13 protein-coding genes, 1 tRNA gene and 1 other RNA gene are annotated in these 16,587 nt (G+C 55.9%); 11 read left to right on the top strand and 4 right to left on the bottom strand.

The genetic code is table 11. The features are described 5' to 3' along the window. Positions 1-107: 107 nt before the first annotated feature. The gene (locus tag PGR09_RS15470) at positions 108-1,124 is read right to left on the bottom strand and encodes a LacI family DNA-binding transcriptional regulator (RefSeq protein WP_045390758.1); all 1,017 of its coding nucleotides are present in this window, start codon (positions 1,122-1,124) and stop codon (positions 108-110) included. A 102-nt stretch (positions 1,125-1,226) separates the two neighbouring features. Then, a complete protein-coding gene (locus PGR09_RS15465; protein ID WP_015369222.1) occupies positions 1,227-1,889 on the bottom strand; it encodes an OmpA family lipoprotein in 663 nt (220 codons plus the stop codon). A 168-nt stretch (positions 1,890-2,057) separates the two neighbouring features. Here PGR09_RS15465 and PGR09_RS15460 point away from each other — a divergent pair, with 168 nt between their 5' ends. Further along, positions 2,058-4,388: a molybdopterin guanine dinucleotide-containing S/N-oxide reductase gene (locus PGR09_RS15460; RefSeq protein WP_315711819.1), complete on the top strand. Its 2,331-nt coding sequence runs from the start codon at positions 2,058-2,060 to the stop codon at positions 4,386-4,388. Here PGR09_RS15460 and PGR09_RS15455 read toward each other — a convergent pair. Beyond that, complete coding sequence (locus PGR09_RS15455; protein WP_047078836.1) at positions 4,357-4,797, bottom strand: N-acetyltransferase; 441 nt, start codon at positions 4,795-4,797, stop codon at positions 4,357-4,359. The genes PGR09_RS15460 and PGR09_RS15455 overlap by 32 nt on opposite strands. Next, on the bottom strand, positions 4,794-5,357 hold the full coding sequence (tag, locus tag PGR09_RS15450) for a DNA-3-methyladenine glycosylase I (protein ID WP_047067270.1): 564 nt from the start codon (positions 5,355-5,357) through the stop codon (positions 4,794-4,796). The genes PGR09_RS15455 and tag overlap by 4 nt, the downstream gene beginning before the upstream one ends. Positions 5,358-5,615: 258 nt before the next feature. Between tag and PGR09_RS15445 the strand changes: the two genes are divergently transcribed. The 10 genes from PGR09_RS15445 (at position 5,616) to dppF (ending at position 16,329) form a co-directional block, all read left to right on the top strand. Next, positions 5,616-6,200, top strand: coding sequence for an autotransporter outer membrane beta-barrel domain-containing protein (locus PGR09_RS15445; protein ID WP_161801957.1), 585 nt, complete (start codon positions 5,616-5,618; stop codon positions 6,198-6,200). Positions 6,201-6,440: 240 nt separating this feature from the next. After that, a complete protein-coding gene (locus PGR09_RS15440; protein WP_045390772.1) occupies positions 6,441-7,646 on the top strand; it encodes an L-lactate MFS transporter in 1,206 nt (401 codons plus the stop codon). A gap of 222 nt (positions 7,647-7,868) precedes the next feature. Beyond that, positions 7,869-9,560: a kdo(2)-lipid A phosphoethanolamine 7''-transferase gene (eptB, locus tag PGR09_RS15435; protein ID WP_045390774.1), complete on the top strand. Its 1,692-nt coding sequence runs from the start codon at positions 7,869-7,871 to the stop codon at positions 9,558-9,560. A 91-nt stretch (positions 9,561-9,651) separates the two neighbouring features. Next, a tRNA-Pro gene (locus PGR09_RS15430) sits at positions 9,652-9,728 on the top strand. Positions 9,729-9,762: 34 nt separating this feature from the next. Then, a non-coding RNA gene (locus PGR09_RS15425) (RtT sRNA) lies at positions 9,763-9,895 on the top strand. 757 nt (positions 9,896-10,652) lie between these two features. Beyond that, the gene (gene dppA, locus PGR09_RS15420) at positions 10,653-12,260 is read left to right on the top strand and encodes a dipeptide ABC transporter periplasmic-binding protein DppA (protein WP_047047780.1); all 1,608 of its coding nucleotides are present in this window, start codon (positions 10,653-10,655) and stop codon (positions 12,258-12,260) included. Between the two features lie 133 nt (positions 12,261-12,393). Next, complete coding sequence (gene dppB / locus PGR09_RS15415) at positions 12,394-13,413, top strand: dipeptide ABC transporter permease DppB (RefSeq protein WP_002921786.1); 1,020 nt, start codon at positions 12,394-12,396, stop codon at positions 13,411-13,413. Between the two features lie 9 nt (positions 13,414-13,422). Then, positions 13,423-14,325, top strand: a complete 903-nt coding sequence (dppC, locus tag PGR09_RS15410; RefSeq protein WP_045390783.1) for a dipeptide ABC transporter permease DppC — start codon at positions 13,423-13,425, stop codon at positions 14,323-14,325. Between the two features lie 10 nt (positions 14,326-14,335). Continuing rightward, on the top strand, positions 14,336-15,319 hold the full coding sequence (gene dppD / locus PGR09_RS15405) for a dipeptide ABC transporter ATP-binding protein (protein WP_045390786.1): 984 nt from the start codon (positions 14,336-14,338) through the stop codon (positions 15,317-15,319). Beyond that, on the top strand, positions 15,316-16,329 hold the full coding sequence (gene dppF / locus PGR09_RS15400; protein WP_015369233.1) for a dipeptide ABC transporter ATP-binding subunit DppF: 1,014 nt from the start codon (positions 15,316-15,318) through the stop codon (positions 16,327-16,329). The genes dppD and dppF overlap by 4 nt, the downstream gene beginning before the upstream one ends. Positions 16,330-16,587: the final 258 nt, after the last annotated feature.

Below are 16,587 nucleotides of genomic sequence, written 5' to 3'. Positions count from 1 at the left end.
AACAAACTCCTGGCGTGGTGGGGCTTAACTCCCTATTACGCTAGATGGTACCGGTTCCAAAGAAAAGGCCAGGATGTTTAATTTATGATCGTCATCACGATGAATCGTTAACGAGAAGTTGATCCCCGCACAATGAGCTCGCCGGAGAACACCCGCTCGCAGATGGGGTCGCTGCCGCCTTCGATACGTCTGACGACCTGTTCGACTGCGGCATAGCCAATCTGCCAGGTTGGTTGTTTGAGGGTGGTGATGCCGACGCCGGCCAGCTCCGCCCATTCCAGCTCATCGAAGCCCAGCAGGCCGATATCGCTGCCCCAGATGAGGTCAACGCGCTTCAGCGAGCGGGCTACCTGTAACGTCAGGGCGCCGTTGGCGGAAATCACCGCTTTGCGCATTCCGCGGTGGCGGGCGTGGAACTGGCGCAGGACGTTATCCATCATGGCGCCATCGTTAAGCGGTACTTCAGCATTTTCCGCCACTACGCCAGTATAGCGCTGTAGGGTGGCGCGGAAGGCGTCCAGGCGCTCGCGGCGGGTGTTAACGGAGCCAATCGGCTCGCTTAAAAACAGCAGCGCTTCAAAACCCTTTTCTACCAGATGCTCGGTGGCGGTGGTGGCGGCCTGGGTGTTATCCAGCCCCACGACATCACAGGCGAAATCGGGGATTTTACGGTCGATAAGCACCATCGGCAGCGCGGATTGCTGCAGACGGTTGAGGCCTTCTTCGCGCATGCCGACCGCATTAACCACAATCCCTTCAACCTGATAGCTGCGTAAGAGGTCGAGATAGTGGAGCTCCTGATCGATTTCGTTGTTGGTATTACATACCAGCAAGGTGAAGCCTTTTTCGCGGCAGGCGGCTTCGATCCCGCTTAACACGTTCACGGAGTAAGGGTTAGTGATATCGGCGATGATCAGGCCAATCAGGCGGGTACGGCCATGTTTCAGGCCACGGGCCATCAGGCTGGGACGGTAGTTGAGCTCGGCAATCGCTTTTTCAATCCGCGCCAGTAGATCGTCGGATAGCAGATGCTTTTCGCCGTTGAGATAGCGTGAAATGCTGGTTTTACCGGTCTTCGCGGCTTTCGCCACGTCGCTGATGGTTGCTCGCGCCGCTTTCGCCATGATGGCTTCCTTTGCTGAAAATCTGCCAACACCTTAGCGCGAAAAATAGCGATATCAAGCATTTTGCCCGGCAGGAAGGCTGCCGGGCCGGAAACGAGAAGATTACTGCAGCGGGCTGAGGGTAATTTCCACGCGACGGTTCTGCGCTTTGCCTTCCGCCGTGCTGTTGCTGGCGATCGGGTTCGCCGGGCCCATGCCGGTGGTGCGAATACGGTTAGCCGCCACGCCCTGAGTGATGAGCGCGCTGGCGACGCTGTCGGCACGCTGTTGTGACAGACGCATGTTCAGATCGTTGCTGCCGGTGCTATCGGTATATCCGACGACGTTAACGGCGGTTTTCTCGTACTCTTTCAGCACCATCGCGACGCCGGTCAGGGTGTTGGCGCCTGCAGGTTTCAGGTTGGCGCTGCTGCTGTCAAAGGTGACGTTATTCGGCATGTTAAGCACGATATTGTCGCCATTTCGCGTCACGCTGACGCCGGTTCCCTGCATTTTTTCGCGCAGTTTCGCTTCCTGCACGTCCATGTAGTAACCGATGCCGCCGCCGAGCGCCGCGCCTGCCGCTGCGCCAATCAGCGCGCCTTTGCCGCGGTCATGTTTGGAAGAGGAGAGCGCGCCGACGCCTGCGCCCACTAAGGAGCCGATACCCGCGCCGATGCCGGATTTTCCTGCTTCGCGTTCGCCGGTATAAGGGTTGGTAGTACAACCAGAAATAGCCAGTGTGCCGCTAACGATAGCAGCAATCATCAGTACGCGTTTTTTCATCTTATTTCCTTAATCCTTTTTATTCTTTGCCACCGCAAGCGTGACGGTTGATTATGACGTCCGAATACGGAGAAAATTCCCCGCAGGGTATCTCTTTTTGTAAGTAACATTGAACGGTTGACTAACAAACCGCCACAACACCTGCATTCGCTGACCCAGGAGCCTGCTTTGCCAACCTCATCTGCAACTAAAACCATCCTAACCGCGGCCCACTGGGGGCCAATGCTGGTAGAGACGGATGGTGAAAATGTGATTTCGTCCCGCGGCGCGCTGGACACTCCCTTCGCCAACTCGCTGCAAACGGCGGTGCGCGAACAGGTGCATAGTAAAACTCGCGTTCGCTATCCGATGGTGCGAAAAGGCTTTCTCGCCTCGCCCCAACAGCCGCAGGGCGTGCGCGGTCAGGATGAATTCGTGCGGGTAAGCTGGGAGCAGGCGCTTGACCTGATTGATGCTCAGCATCGGCGGATCCGTGAAAGCTACGGCCCGCAGTCGATTTTCGCCGGTTCCTATGGCTGGCGTTCTAACGGCGTGTTGCATAAGGCGGCAACCTTGCTGCAGCGCTATATGAGTCTTGCCGGGGGCTATACCGGACACCTCGGCGATTATTCAACCGGCGCGGCGCAGGCGATCATGCCTTACGTGGTAGGCGGTAATGAAGTTTATCAGCAGCAGACCAGCTGGCCGCTTATTCTGGAGCACAGCGAGGTGGTGGTGCTGTGGAGCGCTAATCCGCTGAATACGCTGAAAATTGCCTGGAACGCCTCGGATGAACAAGGGATCCCCTGGTTTGATCGCCTGCGCAAGAGCGGCAAACGGCTGATCTGTATCGATCCCATGCGTTCGGAAAGCGTTGATTTCTTTGGCGAATCAATGGAGTGGATCGCGCCGCATATGGGCACTGACGTCGCGTTGATGCTGGGGATCGCCCATACCCTGGTCGAGCATGGCTGGCAGGACGATGAATTCCTCGCCCGCTGTACCAGCGGTTATGACATTTTCGCCCGCTATTTGAGTGGTGAAAGCGATGGCGTCGCCAAAACCGCCGAATGGGCTGCGGCGATCTGCGGTGTAGCGGCGGATAAAATCCGCGAACTGGCAAAACTTTTCCATGAAAATACCACCATGCTGATGTCCGGCTGGGGCATGCAGCGCCAGCAGTTTGGCGAGCAAAAACACTGGATGCTGGTGACGCTGGCGGCGATGATGGGGCAGATTGGCACGCCCGGCGGCGGTTTTGGTCTTTCTTACCACTTTGCCAACGGCGGCAACCCGACGCGCCGCGCCGCGGTGCTGGCCTCTATGCAGGGGAGCGTGGCGGGAGGAACCGATGCGGTGGAGAAAATCCCGGTCGCCCGTATCGTTGAGGCGCTGGAAAACCCTGGCGCAAGCTATCAGCACAACGGGATGACGCGTCGCTTTCCCGACATCCGCTTTATCTGGTGGGCGGGCGGCGCCAACTTTACCCATCATCAGGATACCAACCGACTGATTGAGGCCTGGCAGAAGCCGGAGCTGATTGTGATTTCCGAATGCTTCTGGACCGCCGCCGCGCGCCATGCCGATATCGTCTTACCGGCGACCACTTCGTTTGAGCGCAACGATCTGACCATGACCGGCGATTACAGCAATCAGCATCTGGTGCCGATGAAGCGGGTGGTCGCGCCGCGCGATGAAGCGCGCGACGATTTTGATGTCTTTGCGGATCTGAGCGAACGCTGGGAGGCGGGCGGTCGCGAACGTTTCACCGAAGGAAAAAACGATTTGCAATGGCTGGAAACCTTCTACCAGATTGCCGCCCAACGCGGGGCGCAGCAGCAGGTGACGCTGCCGCCGTTTGCCGAATTCTGGCAGGCTAATCAGCTAATAGAAATGCCGGAAAACCCGGATAACGCCCGTTTCTCCCGCTTCGCGGCATTCCGCGCAGACCCGCAGGCTAACCCGTTAAAAACCGCGAGCGGGAAAATTGAAATTCACTCGCCGACCATTGCCGGCTTTGGCTATGCCGATTGTCCGCCGCACCCGATGTGGCTCGAGCCTGATGAGTGGCACGGCAACGCCGAGGCGGGTCAGCTACAGGTGCTTTCCGCCCACCCGGCGCACCGCCTGCATAGCCAGTTGAACCAGACTTCGCTTCGAGAACGCTACGCCGTCGCCGGGCGTGAACCGCTGACTATCCATCCGCTGGACGCGCAGGCGCGCAATATCGCCGACGGCGATCTGGTGCGGGTGTGGAATTCACGTGGTCAGGTACTGGCTGGCGCGGTGGTCACGGAAGGTATTCGCCCGGGGGTGATTTGCCTGCATGAAGGCGCATGGCCGGATATCGACCCCGATGCCGGAATTTGCAAAAACGGCGCGGTGAACGTGCTGACGAAAGATATTCCGACCTCGCGTCTGGGCAACGGTTGCGCCGGGAATACGGCGCTGGCATGGCTGGAAAAATATGATGGACCCGCGTTGGCGCTCAGCGCATTTGATCCGCCGGCCAATGCATAATCCAGGTCGGATGCTGGGTGTCGTCCTGCCACGCGCAGTCTTCTATACGGAAGCCCTGCGCGTGGTAGAAATTCACCGCCCGCACGTTTTTCTGATAAACCTCCAGACTTAGCCAGTCGTAGTGCTGCTTGATCTCATCAAGCAGCGCGCGGCCGATACCGTGGCGGATCGCTTGCGGGGCGACGAAAAGCGCCCCGACGAAGCGCGAATCCATCACGCTGACAAACCCTTTCAGCGCATCATTCTCCTGCCACACCCAGGTGGCGGCGGCGGGAAGATAGACATCGCGCACGACTTCCAGACTCTCCCGCCAGTAGCTTTCTGCAATGAACGGATGCGCGTAAATAGTGCTTTCCAGCCACAACTCGAGTAGCGGGCCGGTCTCTGCGGCATCCCATTTTTTGATCATGCTGGTCTCCCGGGGTGGCAACAGCAACCGGTTACGTGATCGTTGACTAACCCGCAGGCCTGCATAAATGAATAACAGATAGTGGAGCCGACGAATTTAAAGCCGCGCTTTTTCAGCGCCTTAGATAGAGCATCGGAGGCTGGTGTGGTGGTGGGGATTTCGGCGAGCGTCGCGGCATGGGTAATTTGCGGCTGATTATCGACAAACGACCAGACAAAATCGCTGAATGCTTCACCGTTGGCTTCCATGGCGAGAAACGCCCGAGCATTGCCGATGATGGCCTGGATCTTCCCCCGATGGCGGATGATGCCCGCATCCTGTAGCAGACGCTCGACGTCTGCTTCATCCATGGCCGCTACGCGAACCGGGTCAAACTGGTGAAAGGCCTGACGATAGTTTTCCCGTTTTTTCAGTACGGTTATCCACGAGAGTCCCGCCTGCTGGCCTTCGAGGCAGATCATTTCAAACAGCTTTTGCGGCGTTCTCTCGGCGACTCCCCATTCGTTATCGTGATACTGGATATAAAGAGGATCCTGGCTTACCCATCCGCAACGTTGCATGTTTCTCTCCCTTTCGTCAGAAAACTTTTTCATCCGCCTTGACGGCTGAAAGATAAAGATAATAGTTAATACAGGGAAACCACTTCCCATCAACTCCTTATACTTCAAGTTGCGTAGAAGTGGGCGGCAGCTCGAATTATTTTGAGTATAAAAACACAGCAACATTGCCGATTCGGCTCTTTTGGAGTCGCATTAATGATAATAAAGAAATGCAATGGCCTCCGGGGTGGGTTGGCCCCGGCGTGCATCACTATCTGGGTGTCGTGTGTTTCAGGCGCCAATGCCTGGCAACAGGAATATATCGCTAACGATACAAAAAGTAATACGTCGGAACGCTATACATGGGATAGCGATCACCAACCGCGTTATGAAGATATTCTCGCCGAGCGAATGAGGGCGTCAGAAGCGCCCGCCGGACTGGCGTTGAATCAGGCGCTGGCGCCGCCGGATTTGAGTCACGGCATGAGCGTGGGATGGAACTACTCGCTGGCCAGCGGGGTGACCTCCGGGCCGGTCGCCAGCTTGCGTAGCGATCTCAACCCGCCGCCCGCGACGCGTCGTGCGGGCGAAAGTATTTACGTCAACACGCTCGGCTGGCGTATGGATTACCAACAGCTATGGGGCGTGCATCCATGGGCGCAGGTGAGCTATAACCAGTCTATCTCTATCGATAACAATGCGTCGATTAGCCGCGGAAAAGACGGTAGCTGGGGCGACGTCACGCTGGGCGCAGATATGCCGCTGGGTTCACATCTGGCGGCGTGGGCTACACTTTCACAGGCAGATAACGTTCCGTCGGGTGAAAATACGCTGTATCTGATGGGCGTCAGCGCCAATTTCTGACCGAATTTGTTACGCATTTGAAATGCAGTCGTTACTGTTAAATCTCAGTAACGGCGCGTTTCTGTGAGGTAGCGCACACTAACTTTTTGAGTGAAATTTAGGGAATGAATGTTTTGCAATGTCATTCATTCCGCCATAAATGCATTTCATTCCTCATTGATGGCAGTTCATGCCGTTTTCCCCCACCGGATTTGGGGATTTGGTTATTGTGGCGGCAGTTAATCCTTCAGGACATCTGCTATGAACGCTGCAAACACTCAATATACCCGTTGGCTCACGCTGATTGGCACGATCATTACGCAATTCGCTCTGGGATCGGTTTATACATGGAGTTTGTTTAATAGTTCTCTGGCCAGCAAATTGGACGAGCCAGTAAGCCAGGTGGCATTTTCCTTCGGCCTGTTAAGTCTTGGGCTGGCGTTATCCTCTTCCGTTGCCGGTAAATTGCAGGAACGCTTTGGCGTGAAACGCGTCACCATGGCATCCGGCATCCTGCTTGGCGTCGGCTTTTTCCTCACAGCCCATGCCAACAGCCTGATGATGCTGTGGTTGAGCGCCGGCCTGCTGGTCGGTCTGGCGGACGGCGCGGGCTATCTGCTGACGTTGTCGAACTGCGTGAAGTGGTTCCCCGAGCGTAAAGGTCTGATTTCCGCCTTCTCAATTGGCGCTTATGGCCTTGGCAGCCTCGGTTTTAAATTTATCGATAGTCACCTGCTGGCGACGGTCGGGCTGGAAAAAACGTTTGTTATCTGGGGCGCTATCGTACTGGTGATGATCGTCTTTGGCGCCACCATGATGAAAGATGCGCCGAATCATCCCGCGACCACTACCGCCAACGGCGTTGTCGAAAATGATTTCACCCTTGCTGAATCCATGCGTAAACCGCAGTACTGGATGCTGGCGGTGATGTTCCTGACGGCCTGCATGAGCGGTCTGTATGTGATTGGTGTAGCAAAAGATATCGCGCAGGGCATGGTGCATCTCGACGTGGCGACGGCGGCGAATGCGGTTACCGTGATTTCTATCGCTAACCTGAGCGGCCGCCTGGTGCTGGGTATCCTGTCCGACAAAATCTCCCGTATCCGCGTGATTACCATCGGTCAAGTGGTCTCCCTGGTTGGTATGGCGGCCCTGCTGTTCGCGCCGCTAAATGCGATGACCTTCTTTGCGGCGATTGCCTGTGTGGCCTTTAACTTCGGCGGCACCATTACCGTCTTCCCGTCGCTGGTAAGCGAGTTCTTTGGCCTCAATAACCTGGCGAAAAACTACGGCGTGATTTATCTCGGCTTCGGTATCGGTAGTATTTGCGGTTCGCTGATTGCCTCTGTGTTCGGCGGCTTCTACGTCACCTTCTGCGTCATCTTCGCTCTGCTGATTTTGTCGCTGGCGCTTTCCACTACCATTCGTCAGCCGAAAAGCGAAATTTACCACCAGGCGCACGCCTGATAGCATCGCCCTTCCTAAGCGAATAATGCCTTACCAGCCAGATATTTTGTAAATATCTGGCTGAATCACATTCCTCGCGGATACTTTTCCCATTTGCTGTGGTCTACTTAGCGCGCTTTGTAGAGGTTTCCGATAACCAACCCAGACGCACTTAATTAATCTTCCTGTTTATATCGTTTTAATCAGGGCGGTTTTATCTCTTCGTTTCCCAGGTTTGCTTGCATGAAATACATTAAAACGATGTCGCAGCAGAAGCTGAGTTTTTGGCTTGCGCTGTACATCGGCTGGTTTATGAACGCCGCGGTGTTTTTCCGTCGTTTCGATGGTTACGCTCAAGAGTTTACCGTCTGGAAAGGGTTGTCCGGAGTGGTGGAACTGGTGGCGACGGTGCTGGTCACCTTCTTCCTGCTGCGTCTGCTCTCGTTATTTGGCCGTCGGGTCTGGCGCATCTTAGCCACGCTGGTGGTGCTGTTTTCCGCTGGGGCAAGTTATTACATGACTTTCCTCAATGTGGTGATTGGCTACGGCATAATCGCTTCGGTGATGACCACCGATATTGACCTTTCGAAAGAGGTTATCGGCTGGCATCTGATCCTCTGGCTGGCCGCGGTTAGCGTGTTGCCGCTCCTTCTTATCTGGAGCAACCGCTGCCGTAAGACGCTGCTGCAACAGGTCAAAACGCCGGGTCAGCGGGTGAAAAATATCCTGATAGTCGTGCTGGCCGGGTTGATGGTCTGGGGGCCGATTCGCCTGCTTGAGCTACGTCAGCATGATATCGAGCGCAACTCTGAAGTCGATATGCCAAGCTACGGCGGCGTCATTGCCAACTCGTATCTGCCTTCTAACTGGCTGTCGGCGCTCGGGCTGTACGCCTGGGCGCAGGTGGATGAGTCGTCTGATAATAAATCATTGATTAATCCGGCGAAAAAATTCACCTACGTGGCGCCGCAGGATCTTGATGATACTTATGTGGTGTTTATCATCGGCGAGACCACCCGCTGGGATCATATGGGTATACTCGGCTATAACCGCAATACCACGCCGAAGCTGGCGCAAGAGAAGAATCTTGTCGCTTTCCGCGGCACCTCTTGCGATACCGCCACCAAGCTGTCGTTGCGCTGTATGTTTGTGCGTGAGGGCGGGGCGGATGATAATCCGCAGCGGACGTTGAAAGAGCAGAATGTGTTCGCTGTTCTGCACCAGCTAGGTTTTGCCGGCGACCTGTACGCCATGCAGAGCGAGATGTGGTTCTACAGCAATACGATGGCCAACAATATCGCCTATCGCGAGCAGATCGGCGCCGAGCCGCGCAACCGCGGCAAGAACGTGGATGATATGCTGCTGGTCGATGAGATGAAGCGCGGTATGGAGCAAAATCCTGATGGCAAGCGCTTGATTATCCTGCATACCAAGGGATCGCATTTTAACTACACCCAGCGGTATCCGCGCAGCTTCGCGCAATGGAAACCGGAGTGTATCGGCGTGGACAGCAAATGTTCGAAGGCCGAGTTGATAAACTCTTACGATAATAGCGTCACCTACGTGGATCACTTTATCGTCAGCGTGCTGGACCAACTGCGTGATAAAAAGGCTATCGTGTTCTACGCCGCCGATCACGGCGAGTCGATTAATGAACACGAACATCTGCATGGTACGCCGCGTATGATGGCACCGCCGGAACAGTTCCGCGTGCCGATGATGGTCTGGATGTCGGATAAGTATCTGGCGAACCCGGACCATGCCGCCTCCTTTGCGCGTCTCAAGCAGCAGGCGGCAACGAAGGCTCCGCACCGTCACGTTGAGCTGTATGACACCATTATGGGTTGTCTTGGTTATACCTCGCCGGACGGCGGGATTAATGAAAACAACAATTGGTGTCGCGTGCCGGCTTCGAAGAAAGCGGTGAAAGAATAGCTGCAGTGGCGAGATTCTCGCCGCTTGATTGATTTTTTGCTAATAAGGCATTGACGGGTGTGCATCCCAGCAGTAAGATGCGCCCCGCATTCGGTGATTGGCGCAGCCTGGTAGCGCACTTCGTTCGGGACGAAGGGGTCGGAGGTTCGAATCCTCTATCACCGACCAAATTCGAAAAGCCTGCTCAATGAGCAGGCTTTTTTGCATCTGCGACCCGAAGAGGATGAGAACCTCCGGGGGCAGAGGTTCGACTCGAGCGTAGCGAGAGAACGTTGCGTCAGCAACGGCCCGTAGGGCGAGCCACGAAGTGGCGAGTCATCCTCTATCACCGACCAAATTCGAAAAGCCTGCTCAACGAGCAGGCTTTTGTGCATCTGTGGCCCGAAGAGGATGAGAACCTCCGGGGGCAGAGGTTCGACTCGAGCGCTTCCCTGATCGCGGCGCAAGCGCCTTATCAGGGCTACATTCGCACAGCGCATAACCAGCCCGGTAGCCCGGCTAAGCGCAGCGCAAGCCGGGGTGAAAACCTTGTCAGAATCACAAAAATCGCATTTCCCCGCGCATCTCGCCAGCTGTTCGCTGTTTTGTGACATCTTCCATTGCTTTTTTTTATCGATGAATAGATCTTTTTTCGCGAAGCTTATGACTAAGTACAGCATTTTCCGCTGTGCGTTTTAACGTTCGCGCTATTAATCGCTCACATAATGGCCACATGGGAAGAAATTTTCACCATTTTTAAGAATTGTTTATCACCAGATGTTGCAAACTATTAAGGGCTTTATTCTGGTTTATTGCCGGTAGCATAAATTTCTCTGCTGAAAATAGCGCCATCAAGTTTTTTTAATCTTTGCCCACCGATTCTCACCCCTGACGCAAAACCCGGTGAGCTGTATTGACGTTTCTCCATTCTGTTGACAGATTGTACGGCATGAGGGGCATTTCATGGAGAATCCGTACTGCAACTCAGTCGTTTTAGCGAACGGAATCCCCATCTCTCTCAACGCCTTCGGGCACCACCGACCAGACCGGGTAAAAAATAAATAAAGGTCTGGCGGCTATATGCAAACAACATCACAGTTTTGGAGCAGAATAATGAGTATTTCCTTGAAAAAGTCAGGGATGCTGAAGCTTGGTCTGAGCCTGGTCGCCATGACCGTCGCCGCAAGCGTACAAGCTAAAACCCTGGTTTATTGTTCTGAAGGTTCGCCGGAAGGCTTTAACCCACAGCTATTCACCTCTGGTACCACCTATGACGCCAGCTCGGTACCTATTTACAACCGCCTGGTTGAATTCAAAACCGGTACGACCGAAGTTATTCCTGGCCTGGCTGAGAAGTGGGATGTCAGCGAGGATGGTAAAACCTATACTTTCCACCTGCGTAAAGGCGTGAAGTGGCAGGATAATAAAGATTTTAAACCGACGCGCGATCTGAATGCCGACGATGTGGTGTTCTCCTTCGACCGTCAGAAAAATGACAAAAACCCGTACCATAAAGTCTCTGGCGGCAGCTATGAGTACTTCGAAGGGATGGGCCTGCAGGACCTGATTAGCGAAGTGAAGAAAGTGGACGATAATACCGTCCAGTTCGTGCTGACTCGCCCGGAAGCGCCGTTCCTCGCTGACCTGGCGATGGACTTTGCTTCTATCCTGTCGAAAGAATATGCCGACAACATGCTGAAAGCCGGCACCCCGGAAAAAGTAGACCTTAACCCAATCGGCACTGGCCCATTCCAGCTGCTGCAGTACCAAAAAGACTCGCGCATTCTGTATAAAGCCTTCCCGGGCTACTGGGGCACCAAGCCGCAGATCGATCGTCTGGTCTTCTCCATCACTCCGGACGCTTCCGTACGCTACGCCAAGCTGCAGAAAAACGAATGCCAGGTGATGCCTTATCCGAACCCGGCTGACATCGCGCGCATGAAGGAAGATAAAAACATCAACCTGCTGGAACAGCCGGGTCTGAACGTGGGTTATCTCTCCTTCAACACCGAGAAAAAACCGCTCGATAACGTCAAAGTTCGCCAGGCGCTGACCTACGCGGTGAACAAAGAAGCGATCATCAAGGCCGTTTATCAGGGCGCCGGCCAGTCGGCGAAGAACCTGATCCCGCCGACCATGTGGGGCTATAACGATGACGTTAAAGACTACACCTACGATCCTGAAAAGGCGAAGCAGCTGCTGAAAGAAGCGGGCATGGAAAAAGGCTTCACCATCGACCTGTGGGCAATGCCGGTACAGCGTCCGTATAACCCGAACGCGCGCCGTATGGCTGAAATGATCCAGGCTGACTGGGCGAAAGTCGGCGTACAGGCCAAGATCGTCACCTATGAGTGGGGCGAGTACCTGAAACGTGCGAAAGCGGGCGAACACCAGACCGTGATGATGGGCTGGACCGGCGACAACGGGGATCCGGATAACTTCTTCGCAACCCTGTTCAGCTGCGCTGCGGCGAAAGACGGCTCTAACTACTCTCGCTGGTGCTACAAGCCGTTTGAAGACCTCATTCAACCGGCACGCGCCACCGACGACCACAACAAGCGTATTGAACTGTACAAACAGGCTCAGGTAGTGATGCATGACCAGGCTCCGGCGCTGATCATCGCCCACTCCACCGTTTACGAGCCAGTGCGTAAAGAAGTCAAAGGCTATGTGGTTGATCCGCTTGGCAAACACCACTTCGATAACGTCTCTGTCGAATAATAAGCACGATGCCTGACCCCCTCTCCCCGCGTGGGAGAGGCGGGGGGCGTATTCCCGCTATTCGGGGAATACATTTGTGACCAATACAGACGCCTTGTCACCAGGCCTGGCGTCACTAGAGAGAATCCGGGTTATGTTGCAGTTTATTCTCCGACGTTTGGGACTCGTCATCCCGACATTTATCGGTATTACCCTTCTCACCTTTGCCTTCGTTCATATGATCCCCGGCGATCCGGTGATGATTATGGCGGGCGAACGTGGTATTTCCCCCGAACGTCACGCGCAGCTGCTGGCCGAAATGGGCCTCGATAAGCCGCTGTGGCAGCAATATGCCCATTATATTTGGGGCGTACTGCACGGTGATTTAGGGATCTCGCTGAAAAGCCGCATTCCCGTGTGGCAAGAGTTTGTGCCACGCTTCAAGGCCACCCTCGAACTGGGCGTCTGCGCGATGATTTTCGCCGTCGCCGTCGGTATTCCGGTGGGCGTGCTGGCTGCGGTAAAACGCGGCTCCATCTTTGACCATACCGCCGTAGGCCTGGCGCTGACCGGCTACTCGATGCCTATCTTCTGGTGGGGCATGATGCTGATTATGCTGGTTTCGGTACAGTTGAACCTGACGCCGGTCTCCGGGCGTATCAGCGATACGGTATTCCTTGACGATACTCTGCCGCTGACCGGTTTTATGCTGATTGACACCGCCATCTGGGGTGAACAGGGCGACTTTATCGATGCCTTAATGCATATGATCCTACCCGCCATCGTGCTGGGTACGATTCCGCTGGCGGTGATCGTGCGTATGACCCGATCGTCGATGCTGGAAGTGCTGGGCGAGGATTACATCCGTACCGCTCGCGCTAAGGGGTTAACCCGCATGCGGGTGATTGTCATCCATGCGCTACGCAACGCGATGCTGCCGGTGGTTACGGTGATTGGTCTGCAGGTGGGCACGCTGCTGGCAGGCGCCATTCTGACCGAAACGATTTTTTCGTGGCCAGGTTTAGGCCGCTGGCTTATCGATGCGCTACAGCGCCGCGATTATCCAGTTGTGCAGGGCGGGGTGCTGCTGGTGGCGACGATGATTATTCTCGTCAACCTGCTGGTCGACCTGCTGTACGGCGTGGTGAACCCGCGTATCCGGCATAAGAAGTAAGGGGCCATCATGTCACAAATTACAGAAAATAAAGTTGTCGCCGCGCCGGTGCCAATGACCCCGCTGCAGGAGTTCTGGCACTATTTCAAACGCAACAAAGGGGCAGTCGTCGGGTTGGTATACGTGGCGGTGATGATTATCATCGCGGTATTCGCCAACTTTCTCGCCCCTTATAACCCGGCGGATCAGTTCCGTGATTCGCTGCTGGCACCGCCGTTCTGGCAGGATGGCGGCAGTATGGCGCACCTGCTTGGCACCGATGACGTGGGGCGCGATATTCTCTCGCGCCTGATGTACGGCGCGCGCCTGTCGCTGCTGGTGGGCTGTCTGGTGGTAGTGCTGTCGCTGATCCTCGGCGTAGTGCTGGGGCTGGTTGCTGGCTATTTCGGCGGGGTGGTGGACTCCATCATCATGCGCGTGGTCGATATCATGCTGGCGCTGCCCAGCCTGCTGCTGGCGTTGGTGCTGGTGGCTATCTTCGGGCCGTCAATCGTCAATGCTTCGCTGGCGCTCACCTTCGTTGCCCTACCGCACTATGTGCGTCTGACGCGCGCGGCGGTGCTGGTGGAAGTGCACCGCGATTACGTGACCGCTTCCCGCGTAGCGGGCGCCGGCGCGATGCGCCAGATGTTCGTTAATATTCTCCCTAACTGTCTTGCGCCGTTGATCGTTCAGGCGTCGCTGGGCTTCTCTAACGCCATTCTCGACATGGCAGCGCTGGGGTTCCTCGGCATGGGCGCGCAGCCGCCGACGCCTGAGTGGGGCACCATGCTTTCCGACGTATTGCAGTTCGCACAAAGCGCCTGGTGGGTGGTGACCTTCCCGGGCGTGGCGATCCTGCTGACGGTGCTGGCATTTAACCTGATGGGTGACGGTCTGCGTGACGCGCTCGATCCCAAACTGAAGCAGTAAGAGGTTCGAGATGGCGTTATTAAATGTAGATAAATTATCGGTGCATTTCGGCGAGCAAAATGCGCCGTTCCGCGCCGTGGACCGCATCAGCTATAGCGTGAAGCAGGGCGAAGTGGTCGGTATCGTGGGCGAGTCGGGTTCCGGTAAGTCGGTGAGTTCGCTGGCGATTATGGGCCTGATTGACTACCCAGGTCGGGTGATGGCGGACAAACTGGAATTTAACGGCCGCGATCTGCAGCGAATTTCGGAAAAAGAGCGGCGTCAGCTGGTGGGGGCGGAAGTGGCAATGATCTTCCAGGATCCGATGACCAGCCTCAACCCGTGCTTTACCGTCGGCTATCAGATAATGGAAGCGATTAAGGTCCATCAGGGCGGCAATAAGCAAACCCGCCGCCAACGGGCGATCGACCTGCTGAACCTGGTGGGTATTCCTGACCCGGCGTCGCGGTTGGACGTTTACCCGCATCAGCTTTCCGGTGGGATGAGCCAGCGCGTGATGATCGCGATGGCTATCGCCTGCCGGCCAAAACTGCTGATTGCCGATGAACCGACCACCGCGCTGGATGTGACCATTCAGGCGCAGATTATCGAACTGCTGCTGGAGTTGCAGCAGCAAGAAAATATGGCGCTGGTGTTGATTACCCATGACCTGGCACTGGTGGCGGAAGCCGCGCATAAAATTATCGTCATGTACGCGGGTCAGGTGGTGGAGACCGGGGATGCGAAAGATATCTTCCGCGCGCCGCGCCATCCTTACACCCAGGCGCTGCTGCGCGCGCTGCCAGAGTTTGCCCAGGATAAGGCGCGTCTCGCATCGCTACCGGGGGTTGTTCCGGGGAAATATGACCGCCCAAATGGCTGCCTGCTGAACCCGCGCTGCCCCTATGCCACGGATAAATGCCGGAGCGAAGAGCCCGCGCTCGCGGATCTCGACGGCGGCCGTCAGTCAAAATGCCACTACCCACTCGATGATGCCGGGAGGCCTGGATTATGAGTACGCAAAAGGCCGCCACGCAACAACCGCTGTTGCAGGCCATTGATCTGAAAAAACACTATCCGGTGAAGAAAGGGTTGTTTGCTCCGGAACGGTTGGTGAAAGCGCTGGACGGCGTCTCTTTTACCCTTGAACGCGGTAAAACGCTGGCGGTGGTGGGTGAGTCGGGATGCGGCAAATCGACGCTGGGTCGTTTGCTGACGATGATTGAAATTCCCACCGGCGGCGAGCTGTATTATCAGGGGCAGGATCTGCTCAAGCACGACCCACAGGCGCAAAAGCTGCGGCGGCAAAAAATCCAGATTGTGTTTCAGAATCCATATGGTTCGCTGAACCCGCGTAAAAAAGTGGGGCAGATTCTGGAAGAGCCGCTGTTGATCAACAGTAGCCTGAGCAAAGAGCAGCGGCGTGAAAAAGCGCTGGCGATGATGGCGAAGGTGGGCCTGAAAACGGAACATTACGATCGCTACCCGCATATGTTCTCCGGCGGCCAGCGCCAGCGTATCGCTATTGCCCGCGGACTGATGCTGGATCCGGATGTGGTGATAGCCGATGAGCCGGTTTCCGCGCTGGATGTTTCGGTACGTGCGCAGGTGCTGAACCTGATGATGGACCTGCAGCAGGATTTAGGCTTGTCCTACGTGTTTATCTCCCACGATCTCTCGGTCGTCGAGCACATCGCTGATGAAGTCATGGTGATGTATCTTGGCCGCTGCGTGGAGAAGGGGACCAAGGACCAGATCTTTAATAACCCGCGTCATCCGTATACTCAGGCCCTGTTGTCAGCGACGCCGCGTCTGAACCCGGACGATCGACGCGAGCGCATCAAGCTCACCGGCGAACTGCCGAGCCCGCTGAATCCGCCGCCGGGCTGCGCCTTCAATGCGCGCTGCCGCCGACGCTTTGGCCCATGCACCCAGCTTCAGCCGCAGCTTAAGGATTACGGCGGCCAACTGGTGGCTTGCTTTGCCGTTGATCAGGATGAGAATCCCGAGAAAGCGCGGGCGTGATGGGAAGCGGGTTGTCGCGTGATGATTTCTGCGGGGGAGAGCTGGAATGCGCCTCGCAGATTGCCAAAGGGCGTGGTGAAGGCGATGACTCGGAGCAGTAGAATTGACGCCAAGCCGGGTTCGCCCGGTGAGGCGCAATGTTGCGGGGGCTTGAACCCCGGCGGCATAGATAAGTTGCTGGAAAGAGAAAACCCTCGCACGTTGCTGGTGTTAACCAGGCAACTGAACGAGGGCTATCATAACTCCAGACAAGTTAAA

Source organism: Klebsiella sp. 141251, from assembly GCF_050600725.1.
In the GTDB taxonomy this organism is placed as follows: domain Bacteria; phylum Pseudomonadota; class Gammaproteobacteria; order Enterobacterales; family Enterobacteriaceae; genus Klebsiella; species Klebsiella aerogenes.
Note: the sequence above shows the minus strand (reverse complement) of the source record. Positions and strands in the feature narration are given on the sequence as shown.

Excerpts from the sequence above, each read along its gene's own strand:
- dppF (WP_015369233.1), top strand. The coding sequence starts at position 15,316 with ATGAGTACGCAAAAGGCCGCCACGCAACAACCGCTGTTGCAGGCCATT.
- dppD (WP_045390786.1), top strand. The coding sequence starts at position 14,336 with ATGGCGTTATTAAATGTAGATAAATTATCGGTGCATTTCGGCGAGCAA.
- eptB (WP_045390774.1), top strand. The coding sequence starts at position 7,869 with ATGAAATACATTAAAACGATGTCGCAGCAGAAGCTGAGTTTTTGGCTT.
- dppA (WP_047047780.1), top strand. The coding sequence starts at position 10,653 with ATGAGTATTTCCTTGAAAAAGTCAGGGATGCTGAAGCTTGGTCTGAGC.
- tag (WP_047067270.1), bottom strand. The coding sequence starts at position 5,357 with ATGCAACGTTGCGGATGGGTAAGCCAGGATCCTCTTTATATCCAGTAT.
- dppC (WP_045390783.1), top strand. The coding sequence starts at position 13,423 with ATGTCACAAATTACAGAAAATAAAGTTGTCGCCGCGCCGGTGCCAATG.
- PGR09_RS15440 (WP_045390772.1), top strand. The coding sequence starts at position 6,441 with ATGAACGCTGCAAACACTCAATATACCCGTTGGCTCACGCTGATTGGC.
- dppB (WP_002921786.1), top strand. The coding sequence starts at position 12,394 with ATGTTGCAGTTTATTCTCCGACGTTTGGGACTCGTCATCCCGACATTT.
- PGR09_RS15470 (WP_045390758.1), bottom strand. The coding sequence starts at position 1,124 with ATGGCGAAAGCGGCGCGAGCAACCATCAGCGACGTGGCGAAAGCCGCG.
- PGR09_RS15455 (WP_047078836.1), bottom strand. The coding sequence starts at position 4,797 with ATGATCAAAAAATGGGATGCCGCAGAGACCGGCCCGCTACTCGAGTTG.
- PGR09_RS15465 (WP_015369222.1), bottom strand. The coding sequence starts at position 1,889 with ATGAAAAAACGCGTACTGATGATTGCTGCTATCGTTAGCGGCACACTG.